This is a genomic window from Aerococcus sp. HMSC10H05, assembly GCF_001806975.1.
GTDB classification, from domain to species: Bacteria; Bacillota; Bacilli; order Lactobacillales; family Aerococcaceae; genus Aerococcus; species Aerococcus viridans_B.
Genome location: NZ_KV786996.1, coordinates 45,615 through 62,106 on the forward strand (window position 1 = coordinate 45,615; position 16,492 = coordinate 62,106).

Genomic DNA, 16,492 nt, shown 5'->3' on the forward strand with positions numbered 1-16,492 from the left:
AGCAAAATTAATCAAGGAAACATAAAATCTTAAAGCGAGGTATATATTCATGAGTAAATTAGTTGTAATTGATCACCCTCTAGTCCAACACAAAATGGCTATGTTACGTGATAAAGAATTGGGTACTAAAGATTTTCGTGAATTGGTAAATGAAATCACCATGTTCTTAGGTTATGAAGTCACCCGTGATTTGCCAATGAAAGAAGTTGAAATTGAAACACCTTTAGTAAAATCAAAACAAAATGTGATTGCTGGGAAAAAATTAGCGATTGCACCAATTCTTCGTGCTGGGCTAGGTATGGTAGATGGTATGCTATTATTGATGCCTGCTGCTAAAGTAGGACATATTGGTATGTTCCGTGACGAAGAAACTTTACAACCACAAGAATACTTCTTCAAAATGCCCCAAGATATTGAAGAACGTGAAGTGATTGTAGTTGACCCTATGTTAGCTACGGGTGGTTCAGTAATCATGGCGATTGACTCATTGGTAAAACGTAATGTAAAACCAGAAAACATCAAATTCGTTTGTTTAGTTGCCGCACCAGAAGGTGTAAAAGCGCTGCAAGATGCTTATCCAGAAGTAGATATTTTTACTGGTGCACTTGACGAAAAATTAAATGAGGACGGCTACATTTTACCAGGTCTTGGTGATGCAGGTGACCGCCTATTTGGAACCTTATAATTGTCATCTATTAGAAATATATGCTACTCTTGGTGTACAAAAATAAACATCAATATTTGAAACAGATAAATTAATTTAGATAGGTGATAATGAAATGACGGAAAATATGATTGTTAAGGGTGGCAGAAAATTAAAAGGACATGTAAGGGTTGATGGTGCTAAGAACGCTGTTTTACCACTACTGGCTGCCACGTTATTAGCAAATAAAGGGAAAAGTCGTATAACAAACGCCTCATTACTTTCAGATGTATATGTAATGAATGATGTGTTACGTAATTTGAATGCCAAGGTAGATTTTGATGAAGAGAATAACGAAATCCTTGTAGATGCTTCCGGTGATTTAACAACGGAAGCGCCATTTGAATTAGTAAGTAAAATGCGAGCTAGTATTGTTGTAATGGGACCTTTATTATCTAGATATGGTCATGCGAAATTTGCAATGCCTGGTGGTTGTGCAATCGGTTCTCGTCCCATTGACCTACATGTAAAAGGTTTTGAGGCCTTGGGTGCAAAAGTTACGACTACAGCAGGATATGTGGAAGCACGTGCCGATAAATTAGTTGGTGCAAATATCTATTTAGATTTTCCGAGTGTAGGTGCAACACAGAATATTATGATGGCTGCTGCGCTAGCTGAGGGTACTACGGTTATAGAAAATGTTGCCCGTGAACCTGAGATTGTCGACTTAGCTAATTTTATCAATAAAATGGGTGGGCGTGTCCAAGGAGCTGGTACAGATACCATTAAAATTATTGGTGTTAAAAATCTAGAAGGGACTGAACATTCAGTCATTCCTGACCGCATTGAAGCAGGTACTTTTATGGTGGCTGCTGCAATCACAGAAGGTGATGTTTACATTGAAGATGCAATTTCAGAGCATAATCAACCTTTGATTTCAAAATTAAAAGAATTGGGGGCAACCATTACTGAAGATGTATCTGGTGTACGTGTTCAAGGCTCTCCTGTTTTACATCCGACAAAGGCAAGAACATTACCTTATCCTGGTTTTCCAACAGATATTCAATCACCATTTACAGTAGCACAAATACTAGCTGAAGGTAGTTCAGAAATGGAAGAAACAGTTTTTGAAAATCGTTTCATGCATTTAGAAGAATTGCGTCGAATGAATGCTGATTTTAATATTAATGGAAATACAGCCATTATGAACGGTCCTTCAGAATTACAGGGTGCAGCAGTTGCAGCTTCTGATTTACGTTCGGCAGCGGCTTTAATCTTAGCTGGTTTAAGGGCTGAAGGTATGACAAAAGTATCTGAGTTAAAATACTTAGACCGTGGCTACCATCAATTCGATCAGAAATTGCGCGCCCTAGGTGCTAATATTTTACGCGTAGACGTCGATGAGAAATCGGACGCTGAAATTGCTAGCTTGTTAGATTAGTTAGGTAGTGAACAAATGAAACAATATCATCAATATATAAATGAACCATGGAAAAAATTATTGTTTTGGGGATTACTTTTATTACTTGTAGTTTTTTTACTATTTGTCGTTGGTGGTTTGATTGGCTATAGCATTTCATCAAATCAATCGGCTTTTAATTTTTTAAATCCAGATAGCTGGAACCATGTATTTTCATTTATTCGTTAAGATATCACTTTATACTTGAAGAGCTAAGAACTAGATGCGTGCTAGTTCTTAGCTTTTTTAATCATGAAAATATATTTTTTGATCGTATTCAAAGCCGTTTTTTCGCTACCATATGTTACAATATGCTAGATATGAGGTGAGTTTATGGACGGCATTTTGCCTTTATGGAAAGAACGTGGCATGACAAGCCATGATAGTGTATTTAAAGTAAGAAAAATATTGAAAATGAAGAAAGTCGGGCACACAGGGACATTAGACCCCAATGTAGATGGTGTCCTACCGATATGTTTGGGTAAAGCTACTAAGCTGGTTGAGTTATTAATGGATAAAACCAAAGTTTATACTGGAGAAATTACCTTAGGTTTTGCAACTACCACCGAAGATTTAGATGGTGAGGTGATAGCAGAAAAAGTATTACCATCTGCTTTTACTGATACAGAAATCCAAAAAATGATGGATGAGTTGACTGGACATATTGTCCAAATTCCACCTATGTTTTCGGCAATAAAAGTTAAGGGTAAACGACTTTATGAATATGCGCGTGAGGGCATTGAGGTTGAACGACCTGAACACCCTGTTTTTGTGCATAGCTTTAAATTAATGGGGACGTCTCGTTTTGTTGAAGGTAAGCAAGTATTTGCCTTTGAGATAACTTGCGGTAAAGGGACTTATGTCCGTACTTTAGCAAGTGATTTAGGTAAGAAATTAGGCGTACCAGCTACGATGACTAGCCTTACTCGGAAAGCTTCAACCCCTTTTTCAAGAGGGGATTGTCTAACCTTATCAGACTTGGCAAAAGCGGTAGAAGTTGAAGATTATTCTTGGTTAGTACCAATTGAATCAGCAATGTCTGCATATCCAGAGTGGCATTTGCCAATTGAAGATAAAAATTTAGTGAAGTTAGTAGAAAATGGATCAGTACTAGAAATCAACACTTTACCACCATCACTAAGAAGCCAGCTACCTGTGACAGCATACATAGACGGCAAGTTAAAAGCTCTTTATGATGTTCACCCGAGTAAAGACGGTAAGATTAAACCAAGTAAAATGTTTTAAAGATTGGACGACGATACTGAATGAAAACAATAAATTTACACCATCCTTTTGAACAAGCAACAGTTTATACCGGAGACATTGTGTTAGCTTTAGGCTTTTTTGATGGCGTCCACAGAGGTCATCAAGCGGTGATTAAAGCAGCACGAGATGAGGCAGACCGCTTGCAATTACCACTAGCTGTAATGACTTTTAATATGGCGCCAAGAATTATGTATCAACAAATTAGACCTGAAGAGGTCACTTACTTAACAACTTTAAAAGAGAAAGAACGCTTAATGACGCATCTAGGAGTGGATTATTTATATGTTGTTCAGCTGACGTCAGCTTTTTCGGCATTGAAACCACAGGAATTTGTTGATCAGTATATGGTAGGGCTTCATGCCAAGTCAGTTGTTGCCGGATTTGATTATACTTATGGTAAAAAAGACCTAGCTAATATGCATACACTTATAGAACACGCAGCTGGTCGCTTTAATATTATAGAAGTAAATAAATTATCAGAAGATACGAATAAAGTAGGATCTACTGAAATTAGACAAGATCTAAATACTGGTAAAATTGATAAAGCAAATCAACAGTTCGGTTACATCTATTCTAACGATGGTATTGTAGTTCACGGTGAGAAAAGAGGGCGAGAATTAGGTTATCCTACTGCAAATTTGATGATCGCTACAGAGTCATTGATCCCAGCTGAAGGCGTTTATATCGTTGAAATGTTGCTGAACGACCAAGTGTTTCCTGGTGTTGCTTCTATTGGGAATAATATAACTTTTGGAGAAGGACGTAAACGGACCGTAGAAATTCATCTTCTAGATTTTAAAGGTGAGATATATGGGGAATACGTGACGGTATATTGGCATCAATATTTACGACCTGAGCTAAAGTTTGATGGTATTGATGGCTTAATTGATCAAATGGACCAAGATGCGATTCAAGCGAGAAAATATTTAGAAAAATTGCAAAATTTGACAAATGATAAAATTAAATAAATATATCAATTATTAAACGCTATGGACTTACCTATAGCGTTTACTTTTTTATTAAGTATGCAAAAATCAACAAAAAAGAGTGAAATGTTGATATTATAGGATTTCAATCTTAGGTTTGTATAGATATTATTAGACAAATTTTAAATTAGGAGTACAATATAGTAGAAATATAGAAAATATTGGAGGAATGTCAAATGGCATATTTAGACCGTGCTAAAGAAATTTTTGATGATGCAGTAAAAGTTCGTCGTCAATTACACGAAAATCCAGAAGTTGGTTTTGAATTACCAGAAACTACTAAACTAGTAAAATCAAAACTAGATGAGTTTGGCATTACATATGAAAACGTAGGTAATACTTACGGAATCACCGGTACATTAGGTGACAGTGCTAAAGGTAAAACTTTATTATTACGTGCCGATATGGATGCACTGGCAATTACAGAAAAATCTCAATCAGTATGTACATCTAAAAATGAAAATGGACACTTATGTGGACATGATATGCATACCACTATTTTATTAATGGTTTTAAAAATGTTAAAAGAAAATGAAGACCAGCTTGAAGGACAAATTAAGTTCTTATTCCAGCCAGCCGAGGAAACTTTAAATGGTGGACGTGTAATGGTTGAAGAGGGTATCTTAGAAAATCCTACACCTGATGCCGGTATGGCATTACATATGTGGCCAAATGGTGATAAAGTAGATGTTGAAATTCACAAAAAAGAAGCGCTGGCATCTGCTTTGAACTTCCGAATTACTATTAAAGGTGTAGGTGCTCATGGTGCCATGCCCAATAATGGTGTTGATCCAGTTTTCGTAGCAAGCCAAATCATCAATGGTGCTAATGGTATTTTAGCGCGTGAATTACCATCTAATAAAGGTGCTTCACTATCTATGGGGTATATTAGTGCACCAGGTGGCGCTATTAACGTTATACCTGATACAGTAGTTTTAGAAGGTACTTCACGTTCATTATTCCCAGAATCAGCAGCACATGTTTCAAAACGTTTACCAGAAATAGTTGAACATATTGGTAAAGCTTTTCGTGCAGAAACGGAATATGAAGTAATGGCGGATTGCCCTTCCTTAATCAACTCTGAAGCTATGGCTGACCAAGTTATGGTATCTGCTAAAGAAGCCTTGGCTGGTAAATATGACGTAATGAATGTTCCGCCATATTTAGCATCAGAAGACTATGCGCATATTGCTAGTAAATTGCCTGAATCTACATATTTCTTCGTCGGTTGTCCATTACCAGATGATAATGGTGAAGTTTATCCAGTTCACCATCCATTAGTACAATTCAATGAAGAAGCTCTAATTGTTGGTTCTGCTACATTAGCAACATCTGCTACTAACTGGTTACGAGATAACAAATAAAATATCGATACAAGTTTATAGGTAAGGGAAAACACCTTCATATTAGTACTTTTATTTTTCGGAAGAGACGTCAAACATATAATATGATTGATGTCTTTTTTTTTAATGAATATTTTTTAACGCACAATTTATAGCGAGGTTTTGTAATAAGTAACTTTTAAATGCTAAAAATAGTCAAAATAAAGTTTGACTATTATTGACAAAAGGAATGAAGGGTGTTATATTATAAACATGTTAGCAGTCGGAGTTGTTAAGTGCTAATGAGGTGATTAGATGTTAACAAAACGACAAAGTTTGATTTTACAGGCGGTAATTGACCATTACTCAAAATATCAATTACCAGTCGGTTCGAAAACTTTATCTCAACATCAAGAAATAAATGCAAGTTCAGCTACGATACGAAATGAATTAGCCAAACTTGAAGATTTTTCGTTGATTTCAAAAACCCATTCATCTTCTGGTCGTGTACCAGCTGAAGCGGGCTATCGTTACTATATTAATCATATCATGCCATATTATGGTGGGTTGATTGATTTAGAGCTTGAGGAAGAGGAAGATGCTTTACTTAGAGAGATATTCCATGATCCTTATAACGACTTGAGTCAAGTGATTAAAAAAACGGCTGCGACCCTGGCCTCGCTTTCAGAAAGCGTCGTAATTTCATTAGGTCCAGATATTGCAACGCAACGTTTAGCTAACTTTCAGGTGCTGTCACTTACGGCAGACCAGGCAATGGTCATACTAGTGACAGATAAAGGCGTTATTCGTAATCAAATTGTGACTTTCAATGAAGTGGTTACGCCACAATTAATTGAGAGAATAGCAGAAATAATGAACCAAGAACTTGTCGGACTTGAACTTGCAACTGTGATTAAGCGACTGCAAACACACTATTTAAAAGATATTGAACAAATGAACCATTCTAGTGAAGCTAGTGATCAGTTAATCTACAGGTTCATGAATCAATTTAATAGTGAGGGTATAAGGGTAAATGGTCAAAATTATTTATTTTCTTCATTAGCTGAATCGGCTAATGGTACTAGTATTCCTCAATTGAGTCAATTACTAGAAGACCAGTCAGTGATAGCTTCATTGATTAATACCACAGACCAAGGTATCCAAGTGAGGGTAGGTAAGGAACTCAAAGATCCAACCTTGGAAAATATGAGTTTAATGTCTACAAGCATGGGTACTGTTAAATCAGGTAAGCTAATTACTTTTGCTGTACTTGGTCCTGAAAGTATGTCGTATATACGTATGGCACAACTTTTCCAAAGTATTTCAAAAGAAATGGCAAGATACCTGGACAATTATTATAAATCTTAGGAGGTCTATCAATTGACAAAAATGGACGACAATCAACAAGATTTAAATGTTGATGAAGAAATCAGCGAAACTGACGTTCAAGATGAGCAAGCAGAAGTAGAAACAGAAACGGTGGTGGAGGATAGCGAATTAGCTTCTCTTCAAGCTGATTTATCAGCCAAAGAAGACCAAATTATGCGTCTATCTGCTGAAATTCAAAATATGCACCGACGTAATCAAACCGAACGAGAATCAGCTTCTAAATATCGATCACAAAGCTTAGCAAAAGGTATTCTGCCTGCAATCGATAACTTGGAACGTGCGCTAGAATTGGCACAGGACGATGAGTCATCTCAGCAATTAGTGAAGGGTATTGAAATGGTACATGCGAGCTTACTACAAGCCTTAGCTGATGAAGGTATTGAAGTAATTGATCCTAAAGGAGAAACTTTTGATCCAAACTTCCATCAATCTGTAAGTGCTGTGCCAGCCGAAGAAGGTCAGCAAGCTGAGGAAGTGGTTGATGTGTTCCAAAAAGGGTATGTATTAAAAGATCGTGTTCTACGACCTGCGATGGTGACTATCGCGCAATAGATTAGGTACATAGCTACTAGTTAACAAATATACTCATTTAAATTGATAGATTATTAAAAAAGGAGACATGTTTATTATGGCAAAAATTATCGGAATTGACTTAGGTACTACTAACTCTGCAGTTTCTGTATTAGAAGGTGGAGAACCTAAAATTATAGCTAACCCAGAAGGTAATCGTACAACACCTTCAGTTGTATCATTCAAAAATGGTGAGCGTCAAGTTGGGGAAGTAGCGAAACGTTCAATGGTAACTAACCCGAACGCAATCGCTTCAATCAAGCGTCACATCGGTGAAGACAACTTTACTGTAGAAATTGAAGATAAAAAATATACACCACAAGAAGTTTCAGCGATGATCTTACAATACTTAAAAGGTTATGCCGAAGACTACTTAGGTGAAAAAGTTACAAATGCAGTTATTACTGTACCTGCGTACTTCAACGATGCACAACGTCAAGCAACTAAAGATGCTGGTAAAATCGCTGGTCTAGAAGTTGACCGTATTGTGAACGAACCAACAGCAGCTGCATTAGCGTATGGTTTAGATAAAGTAGATGCAGATGAAAAAGTGTTGGTATTTGACCTTGGTGGTGGTACTTTTGACGTATCTATCCTTGAGTTAGGTGATGGTGTATTTGAAGTATTATCTACTTCAGGTGACAACAACTTAGGTGGGGACGACTTCGATAACGCAATTGTTAAACACTTAATCGCTGAATTCAAATCAGAAAATGGTATTGACCTATCTTCTGATAAAATGGCTATGCAACGTCTAAAAGATGCTGCTGAAAAAGCTAAAAAAGACTTATCTGGTGTAACTTCTACACAAATTTCATTACCATTTATTACGGCAGGGGCAGAAGGTCCACTTCACTTAGAAGTGACTTTAACACGTGCGAAATTTGATGAATTAACTTACGATTTAGTTCAACGTACTAAAAAACCAGTTAAAAATGCTTTATCAGATGCTGGATTATCTAAATCTGACATTGACCAAGTAATCTTAGTTGGTGGTTCTACTCGTATCCCAGCTGTTATTGACATGGTTAAACAAGAAACTGGTAAAGATCCTAACCGTTCAGTTAACCCTGATGAAGTAGTAGCTATGGGTGCTGCAATCCAAGGTGGGGTAATCTCTGGTGACGTTACTGACGTTGTATTACTAGATGTAACACCATTATCATTAGGTATTGAAACAATGGGTGGTGTGTTCACAAAATTAATTGACCGTAACACTACAATCCCAACTTCTAAATCACAAGTATTCTCAACTGCGGCAGATAACCAACCAGCAGTAGATGTACATGTATTGCAAGGTGAACGTCCAATGGCTGCAGACAATAAAACATTAGGTCGTTTCCAATTAACAGATATTCCTGCTGCACCTCGTGGTGTCCCTCAAATCGAAGTTACATTCGATATTGATAAAAACGGTATCGTTAATGTAAAAGCAACTGATAAAGGTACTGGTAAAGAACAACAAATTACTATCCAATCAAACTCAGGCTTGTCAGACGAAGAAATCGACCGTATGATGAAAGATGCTGAAGCAAATGCCGAAGAAGATAAAAAACGTAAAGAAGAGGCAGATCTTAAAAATGAGGTAGACCAATTAATTTTCCAAGTCGAAAAAACAACTGGTGAATTAGAAGGTAAAGTTGACCAATCTGAAATTGACGAAGCAAACGCGCTAAAAGATGAATTGAAAGCAGCGCAAGAAACTGAAGATGTTGAAACAATGAAAACTAAAAAAGATGAATTAAGTGAAAAAATCCAAGCTTTAACAGTTAAATTGTATGAACAAGCAGCACAAGAAGCTGAAGGTCAAGCTGACGCAGGTGATGCTTCAGACAATGATGGCGATGTAGACGCTGACTTCGAAGAAGTTAACGACGACAAATAATGCATAAATTAGAAACCCTGTCTTCTTTGAGGGCGGGGTTTCTTATGTTATGATAAACTACATAACGCATGATTCAAGGGGGAGTACAGCGTGGCTGAAAAAAGAGACTATTATGAAGTCCTTGGTGTGTCTAAGACCGCTAGTAAGGATGAAATAAAAAAAGCTTATCGAAAATTATCAAAAAAATATCATCCAGATATTAATAAAGAAGCAGATGCTGAAGAGAAGTTTAAAGAAATATCTGATGCATATGAAGTCTTAAGCGATGAACAAAAGCGTGCAGCCTATGACCAATATGGCCATGCAGCTACAGACGGTGGCTTTGGTGGCGGTAATTACCAATCTTACGGTGGCTCTGGCTTTGAAGACATCTTTGAACAATTCTTTGGTGGCGGAGGCGGCGGCTTTAGCGGTTTCGGTGGTGGCTTCGGAGGCGGCCGTACTGCTAATCCAAATGCACCGCAACAAGGTGATGACTTACAATACAATATGGACCTAGAATTTGAAGAAGCAATCTTTGGAACTGAAGAAACTGTTTCTTATCGTCGAGAAGTAGACTGTAAAGTATGTGAAGGTTCTGGTGCGGAGCCAGGTACTGCTGTACATACATGTCCTACTTGTTCAGGTTCCGGTGTTGAAAAAGTTTACCAACAAACTCCATTAGGCCGTGTTGTTTCTCAATCTGTATGTCATGAATGTTCTGGTAAAGGGAAAATCTATGACCAAGCTTGTCATCACTGTCATGGTGCAGGTCGTGAAACTGAAACGCATAAAGTTAAAGTAAATGTACCTGCAGGAGTAGAAGATGGTCAAAGCATGCGTCTAAACGGACAAGGTAATGCTGGTAAAAATAATGGACCAGCTGGAAGCTTATATGTTGTTTTCCATGTAAAACGATCTGATACATTCGAACGTGAAGGATCTGAGATACGCTATGTATTACCAATTAACTTTGCACAAGCAGCTTTAGGTGATGAAATTGAAGTTCCTACCGTTCATGGTAAAGTTTCTATGAAGGTGCCAGCTGGTACGCAAACAGGAACTAAATTCCGTTTACGTGGTAAGGGAGCACCTAAATTGAATGGTAATTCAAACGGTGATCAAACAGTTACTGTCAAAGTTGTGACGCCTAAGAATCTGAATGAAGAACAAAAAGCTTCATTGAGAGCCTTCGCAAAAGCATCAAATGATGAAGTTAGTGAAGAGGATAGAGGCTTCTTTGATAAGTTAAAAGATGCATTTTCATAAGCAGTAAAAATGGTAGCAGAAGTCAAATTGACTTTTACTACCATTTTTTAGCTCTGTTTTATGTGATATGAACTAGAACCAAAAATCACCACTCATGTTAGCAAGCTCATAAAAACTATCATCACCACCTAAGGCGATAGCTTCTTTGGCCATTTTCAAATCCTTATCTGAAATTTCACCGACAACATTTAAGAAAGTATAGAAATGTTTTAAGGCCGTTTTATATGAATTGAAGTCTGCCTTTGAAGTTGCTATATGCTTATCTAAAATAAAAGCACTTAAAAAGTGTACAATTGTATCGAAGTCATCGGTATCATCAATTGGTGTAGTAGGGTAATAATAATTTAGATAATCTTGGATATATGTTCTAGCCCTAGACTGATGTTTGCGTACGCTTTTTGGGCTTAGACCTCGTACTTTTTCTAAATACGTAGAAAAAGCATCGAGTATGATTTCATTATTGCTGATTAACTGATCTTGGAAAGCATCCTCGTCTTCATTTTTGATCTGTTCAATCTCATGATAGGATTGCCAGTTCTTTTGAACAATGGATTGGTTGCCATTTTCACTATCAGAATTTTTCAATTTTTTCTCTATATCAGTTATTGGTGTAAATTGAAGTGGCTGGTCAAATGCCTTACTAGTTTCATCTGTAGCTGCAGGCTGACTAAGTGTTAATATAGTATTGTTCAGCATAAGCATCATGCGTAGTGGATATTCTTGGCTAAGATCGACACCATAAGTAGATAGGGCGAGTACTGTTTCATTTAAAATGCCTATGATTCTACGATCTGTCGTGGGGCCAATTGCCAAAGTCGGATCAGTGTTTAAATAGTCATGAATTTGTTCTTGTGATATGGCACATAATTCTAATGATGCCGATATACCAACTCTGACAAGTTCTTCAATCTTTTTCTTCTTTGTTGCGTTGACATCATTGATGATAACAACTGCAAGCGTTTGATTATTAATGAGACATAGAATTTTCTTTCTATTTTGGGTGAAATATTTACCTGTCCAAGTAAATAATGGGTTTTCTGTAGCATAAGCTTGACTGTTTTCTTTTGTCATTTGTTCATCTATAGCGTTAAAAAGTGGTTCAGTTTTTTTGGTAATTTGAATGAGCATATATTTAACCTCCGTTGTCAAAGACTGAATAGTAACATAAGTTTATGCAACATAATTTTATCATTCATCTATTGATTAATATAGGGTCATCAGCTAGGTAACCACAGATAGTCTTGGAAATGATAAAGTAGGCAAAATGTTGTGGTAATGGGGTAATTTTGCTATAATGATAATTGCTGAAAATAAGAGGGGGATGGAAAATGGATATCCAAGAAATGAAAGCAAGACAAGAAAAAATCAGAAACTTTTCCATCATCGCGCACATTGATCATGGTAAATCTACGCTAGCAGACCGCATCCTACAAAATACAGGAACGGTTTCGGAACGTGAGATGCATGACCAATTATTAGATTCTATGGATCTTGAACAAGAACGTGGTATCACGATTAAGTTGAATGCAATCGAATTAGAATATAAAGCGAACGATGGGGAAACCTATATTTTCCATTTAATTGATACACCTGGGCACGTAGACTTTTCATATGAGGTCTCACGTTCTTTGGCAGCCTGTGAGGGAGCTGTATTAGTGGTGGATGCGGCGCAAGGTATAGAAGCACAAACGCTGGCTAATGTGTATTTAGCTGTTGAAAACGATTTGGAAATTGTACCAGTCATCAATAAAATTGATTTGCCCGCTGCTGATCCAGAAAATGTAAAACAAGAAATTGAAGATGTAATAGGTTTAGATGCTTCTGAAGCTGTGTTAGCATCTGCTAAAGCTAATATTGGTATTGAGGAACTATTAGAGCAAATCGTTGAAAAAGTACCTGCACCGAGTGGAGAAATAGAAGCGCCTGTCCAAGCATTAATTTTTGATTCGGTTTACGATCCTTATCGAGGCGTTGTATTAAGTGTCCGAGTTGAAAATGGTGTCATTCGTAACGGTGACCGAATTCAAATTATGTCAAATGGCAAGACTTTTGATGTCACAGAAGTAGGGATTATGTCACCCAAACCCATTCCTCGCGATTACTTGATGGCTGGTGATGTTGGTTATATCACTGCAAGTATTAAGTCAATTCAAGATACACGTGTGGGAGATACTGTTACTTTGGCTAATAATCCTGCAACTGAACCTTTGGCAGAGTATAAACAATTAAACCCGATGGTGTATTGTGGTTTATATCCAGTAGATTCGGCTGATTATGTTGATTTACGTGAAGCTTTAGAAAAACTACAATTAAACGATGCATCTCTTGAATTTGAACCAGAATCTTCTCAAGCATTAGGCTTTGGTTACCGTTGTGGTTTCCTTGGTATGTTACATATGGATGTTATTCAAGAGCGTATTGAGCGAGAGTTTAACATTGACTTGATTGCAACGACACCTTCTGTAATTTACCATGTACATCAAACGGATGGTACTACGGTAGAAGTTGCTAACCCATCTGAAATGCCGGATCCAACATATATTGAGTCTATTGATGAACCAATTGTTAAGGCGAATATCATGGTACCACAAGAGTATGTGGGGGCAGTGATGGAACTAGCACAACGGAAACGTGGAAACTTCATCACGATGGATTACTTAGATGATATTCGTGTTGATGTGAAGTATGAGTTACCATTATCAGAGATTGTTTTCGACTTCTTTGACCAACTGAAATCTAATACAAAAGGTTATGCTTCGTTAGATTATGAAATTGGTGGTTACCAAAAAGCGAACTTAGTGAAATTAGACGTCTTATTGAATGGTGATGTTGTAGACGCATTATCTGTCATCGTTCATAGAGACTTCGCTGAAAGTCGTGGTCGCGTTTTAGTAAACAAATTGAAGGAAGTTATTCCTAGGCAACAATTTGAGGTGCCAATCCAAGCAGCAATTGGCCATAAAATTATTGCACGTACGAATATTAAAGCCCTTCGAAAAGATGTTACTGCCAAGTTATACGGTGGGGACGTCACACGTCGTCAAAAATTATTGAAGAAACAAAAAGAAGGTAAGAAACGTATGAAAGCTATTGGTTCTGTTGAAGTACCACAAGAAGCTTTCTTAGCCATCTTAGATATGGGCGAAGAATAAAAGATAAACTAAACCAAGAGGCTGGGACAAAAATGTCTCAGCCTCTCTTTGCTATATAAGAACGTTTATCATTGGATTCCAAAAGTCAGCATTGTCCGATACTTCCCAAATGTCTCCAATAATATTTCATTATTGTTCGCCTTTTGGTTCAGTACGTCAATTCTAAACGACTTTTGTCTCACCTTCTTTTTTTAATACATACTTTTATAATTGCCTTAAAGTGCACTCTAAGGTGTATATTAATATCTGAAATGAGATGTGTCATACCAACTTATCACATCTCATGGCACAAAAAAACACTTGATCAATGGAGGCTTTTAATGAAGGATGTATTACTTATTAGTTGGTGCTGGACAATTAGGTATGGCAATTACTCGACGGATCGGATTTAACCATAAAATTCTAAGTGGAGATAAAAACTTTGATCAAGCGATTGCAATCGCTGATACATTAGAAGGGGCCGGCTTTGATGTAGTTGCCACTGAAATTGATATTGCAGATAAAACTTCTATCCTTAGTTTTATTAAAAAAGGGCAAAGTTATGGCGAAATCAGCTTATTCATAAATGCCACAGGTGTCTCTCCTAGTCAAGCATCTATCGAAACTGTACTCAAGGTTGATTTATATGGGACTGCTGTTTTGCTAGAGGAGATAGGGAAAGTGATCAAAGTAGGAGGTGCTGGGGTAACAATTTCTAGCCAATCTGGTTATCGGATGCCAGCATTAACTACAGAAGAAGATCGTCTGCTAGCGATGACACCGGTAGACCAGTTACTTGATTTAGATATTTTAAATCCTACAAATATTGATGATTCGCTACATGCCTATCAATTGGCTAAACGTGGGAATGGTAAACGCGTGATGGCTGAAGCCGTTAAGTAGGGGAAAAAGGGTGCTCGTATAAATGCTATCTCACCGGGGATCATCGTCACCCCCTTGGCACTTGATGAATTTAATGGGCCCCGTGGAGATTTTTATAAAGACATGTTTGCTAAAAGTCCTGTTGGCCGTCCAGGTACGGCAGACGAAGTTGCAAATCTAGCAGCAATTTTGATGGGAAGCGAGGGTGCTTTTATCACAGGGTCAGATTTCTTAATTGACGGTGGTACAACGGCAACCTTTTATTACGGAGAATAATTTCAAGAAAAGAAAGGACGTAAATAAATGAAAGCAGCAATTTTTAATGAGCCGGGAAATATGAGTGTTACAGATATGGCAAAACCTAAAATTCAAGCGCCACACGATGCGATTATTCGAGTAGTCAGAGCTTGTGTTTGTGGGTCAGATTTATGGTGGTATCGTGGTATTTCAGATAAAACTAAAGGAAGCCAAACTGGACATGAAGCCATCGGTATTGTAGAAGAAGTTGGATCGGCAGTAAAAAATGTCCAAAAAGGTGATTTTGTTATTGTACCTTTTACAAATGGTTGCGGACACTGTGCAGCTTGTAAAGCTGGATTTGACGGTGACTGTGCTACTTTCACAGGTGGCGCATTAGGTTTTCAAGCTGAATACCTGCGCTACGTATCGGCTGATTGGGGCTTAGTTAAAATACCTGGGCAACCTGGAGATTATTCTGCTGATATGCTGAAATCGTTCACAACTCTTGCGGATGTAATGGCTACAGGTTACCATGCAGCATTTACAGCTGAAGTAAAACCAGGAGATACAGTAGTAGTTGTTGGTGACGGTGCAGTTGGATTATGTGGTGTTATCGGTGCTAAGTTATTAGGAGCAGAACGTATTATTATGATGAGTCGTCATAAAGATCGTCAGGAATTAGCGATAGAATTCGGCGCAACAGATATTGTCGCTGAGCGTGGTAATGCGGGTATTCAACGTGTTATGGCATTAACTGGCGAAGGCGCTGACGCTGTTTTAGAATGTATTGGTTCGCAACTAGCTGTAGAAACTGCTGTACAATTAGCTCGTCCAGGTGCGGTCGTTGGTCGAGTACGCGTTCCCCATATCGATGAGTTAGATACCAATAAATTATTTTGGAAAAATATCGGTCTTCGAGGTGGTCGTGCTGCAGTAAGCACTCATGATCGTTCTGTCCTCCTCGATGCTGTTTTAGAAGGACGAATTAATCCAGGTAAGGTATTCAATATGGCATTTGAGTTAGATGACGTACAGGCCGCTTATGCAGCAATGGACGAACGTAAGGCCATTAAATCGCTATTAGTTATCTCAGAATAATTTCTGCTAGCATCACGCCTATTGGATAATTAATTACAAAGGCTCTAAATTGTCTTTACCAATATTTAGGATTATACTATATATGTTATTGGAAATGTGGTTAAACAATAGGAGGTTTTATTTTGGAAAAAGCACAAAGAATTAAAATCTTACAAGATATCGTCAAAATTAAATCGGTAAATGCACATGAAAAAGACGTTGCAGATTACCTTGCAGATCTATTTACAAAATATGATATAGAAAGCAAACAAGTTGAATATGCAAAGGGCCGTAATAATTTAGTTGCTGAATTTGGCACTAATCAAGGCGGAAAATTACTTGCTGTTTCCGGTCATATGGATGTTGTTGAAGCTGGTGACGAATCTGAATGGGA

At 37.5% G+C, this 16,492-nt stretch carries 13 protein-coding genes and 2 pseudogenes; 14 read left to right on the top strand and 1 reads right to left on the bottom strand.

The genetic code is table 11. The annotated features are described in order from the left end of the window. Positions 1-49: 49 nt before the first annotated feature. From upp to dnaJ, 10 genes are all read left to right on the top strand, one after another. Complete coding sequence (upp, locus tag HMPREF3116_RS07185) at positions 50-685, top strand: uracil phosphoribosyltransferase (RefSeq protein WP_070468754.1); 636 nt, start codon at positions 50-52, stop codon at positions 683-685. A gap of 94 nt (positions 686-779) precedes the next feature. Next, positions 780-2,084 (top strand): UDP-N-acetylglucosamine 1-carboxyvinyltransferase, encoded by a 1,305-nt coding sequence (gene murA / locus HMPREF3116_RS07190; RefSeq protein WP_070468756.1) that lies wholly within the window; start codon positions 780-782, stop codon positions 2,082-2,084. A 15-nt stretch (positions 2,085-2,099) separates the two neighbouring features. Beyond that, a complete protein-coding gene (locus tag HMPREF3116_RS07195) occupies positions 2,100-2,291 on the top strand; it encodes a DNA-directed RNA polymerase subunit beta (RefSeq protein WP_070468758.1) in 192 nt (63 codons plus the stop codon). Positions 2,292-2,435: 144 nt separating this feature from the next. After that, the gene (truB, locus tag HMPREF3116_RS07200) at positions 2,436-3,347 is read left to right on the top strand and encodes a tRNA pseudouridine(55) synthase TruB (protein WP_070468759.1); all 912 of its coding nucleotides are present in this window, start codon (positions 2,436-2,438) and stop codon (positions 3,345-3,347) included. 20 nt (positions 3,348-3,367) lie between these two features. Continuing rightward, positions 3,368-4,336: a riboflavin biosynthesis protein RibF gene (ribF, locus tag HMPREF3116_RS07205; RefSeq protein WP_070468762.1), complete on the top strand. Its 969-nt coding sequence runs from the start codon at positions 3,368-3,370 to the stop codon at positions 4,334-4,336. 194 nt (positions 4,337-4,530) lie between these two features. Beyond that, the gene (locus HMPREF3116_RS07210) at positions 4,531-5,718 is read left to right on the top strand and encodes a M20 metallopeptidase family protein (RefSeq protein ID WP_070468764.1); all 1,188 of its coding nucleotides are present in this window, start codon (positions 4,531-4,533) and stop codon (positions 5,716-5,718) included. A gap of 273 nt (positions 5,719-5,991) precedes the next feature. Beyond that, positions 5,992-7,044 (top strand): heat-inducible transcriptional repressor HrcA, encoded by a 1,053-nt coding sequence (hrcA, locus tag HMPREF3116_RS07215; protein WP_070468766.1) that lies wholly within the window; start codon positions 5,992-5,994, stop codon positions 7,042-7,044. 21 nt (positions 7,045-7,065) lie between these two features. Further along, the gene (gene grpE, locus HMPREF3116_RS07220) at positions 7,066-7,617 is read left to right on the top strand and encodes a nucleotide exchange factor GrpE (protein WP_070468782.1); all 552 of its coding nucleotides are present in this window, start codon (positions 7,066-7,068) and stop codon (positions 7,615-7,617) included. Between the two features lie 76 nt (positions 7,618-7,693). Further along, positions 7,694-9,520, top strand: a complete 1,827-nt coding sequence (gene dnaK, locus HMPREF3116_RS07225) for a molecular chaperone DnaK (RefSeq protein ID WP_070468768.1) — start codon at positions 7,694-7,696, stop codon at positions 9,518-9,520. A 90-nt stretch (positions 9,521-9,610) separates the two neighbouring features. Then, positions 9,611-10,768: a molecular chaperone DnaJ gene (gene dnaJ, locus HMPREF3116_RS07230; protein ID WP_070468770.1), complete on the top strand. Its 1,158-nt coding sequence runs from the start codon at positions 9,611-9,613 to the stop codon at positions 10,766-10,768. A 72-nt stretch (positions 10,769-10,840) separates the two neighbouring features. Here the strand turns inward: dnaJ and HMPREF3116_RS07235 are convergent, their stop codons facing one another. Beyond that, positions 10,841-11,896 (bottom strand): DUF6933 domain-containing protein, encoded by a 1,056-nt coding sequence (locus HMPREF3116_RS07235; RefSeq protein ID WP_070468772.1) that lies wholly within the window; start codon positions 11,894-11,896, stop codon positions 10,841-10,843. A 200-nt stretch (positions 11,897-12,096) separates the two neighbouring features. On the opposite strand from HMPREF3116_RS07235, the gene lepA reads away from it, so the two are divergent. From lepA to HMPREF3116_RS09235, 4 genes and pseudogenes are all read left to right on the top strand, one after another. Next, entirely contained in the window at positions 12,097-13,920 is a 1,824-nt protein-coding gene (lepA, locus tag HMPREF3116_RS07240; protein WP_070468774.1) for a translation elongation factor 4, read from the top strand. A 327-nt stretch (positions 13,921-14,247) separates the two neighbouring features. Beyond that, a pseudogene (locus HMPREF3116_RS07245) lies at positions 14,248-15,057 on the top strand (SDR family oxidoreductase). Between the two features lie 27 nt (positions 15,058-15,084). Beyond that, on the top strand, positions 15,085-16,119 hold the full coding sequence (locus HMPREF3116_RS07250) for an alcohol dehydrogenase catalytic domain-containing protein (RefSeq protein ID WP_070468775.1): 1,035 nt from the start codon (positions 15,085-15,087) through the stop codon (positions 16,117-16,119). A gap of 122 nt (positions 16,120-16,241) precedes the next feature. Continuing rightward, positions 16,242-16,492, top strand: a pseudogene (locus HMPREF3116_RS09235) (succinyl-diaminopimelate desuccinylase); the annotation flags it as partial.

Excerpts from the sequence above, each read along its gene's own strand:
- HMPREF3116_RS07250 (WP_070468775.1), top strand. The coding sequence starts at position 15,085 with ATGAAAGCAGCAATTTTTAATGAGCCGGGAAATATGAGTGTTACAGAT.
- grpE (WP_070468782.1), top strand. The coding sequence starts at position 7,066 with ATGGACGACAATCAACAAGATTTAAATGTTGATGAAGAAATCAGCGAA.
- ribF (WP_070468762.1), top strand. The coding sequence starts at position 3,368 with ATGAAAACAATAAATTTACACCATCCTTTTGAACAAGCAACAGTTTAT.
- dnaK (WP_070468768.1), top strand. The coding sequence starts at position 7,694 with ATGGCAAAAATTATCGGAATTGACTTAGGTACTACTAACTCTGCAGTT.
- hrcA (WP_070468766.1), top strand. The coding sequence starts at position 5,992 with ATGTTAACAAAACGACAAAGTTTGATTTTACAGGCGGTAATTGACCAT.
- truB (WP_070468759.1), top strand. The coding sequence starts at position 2,436 with ATGGACGGCATTTTGCCTTTATGGAAAGAACGTGGCATGACAAGCCAT.
- HMPREF3116_RS07210 (WP_070468764.1), top strand. The coding sequence starts at position 4,531 with ATGGCATATTTAGACCGTGCTAAAGAAATTTTTGATGATGCAGTAAAA.
- upp (WP_070468754.1), top strand. The coding sequence starts at position 50 with ATGAGTAAATTAGTTGTAATTGATCACCCTCTAGTCCAACACAAAATG.
- murA (WP_070468756.1), top strand. The coding sequence starts at position 780 with ATGACGGAAAATATGATTGTTAAGGGTGGCAGAAAATTAAAAGGACAT.
- lepA (WP_070468774.1), top strand. The coding sequence starts at position 12,097 with ATGGATATCCAAGAAATGAAAGCAAGACAAGAAAAAATCAGAAACTTT.
- HMPREF3116_RS07195 (WP_070468758.1), top strand. The coding sequence starts at position 2,100 with ATGAAACAATATCATCAATATATAAATGAACCATGGAAAAAATTATTG.
- HMPREF3116_RS07235 (WP_070468772.1), bottom strand. The coding sequence starts at position 11,896 with ATGCTCATTCAAATTACCAAAAAAACTGAACCACTTTTTAACGCTATA.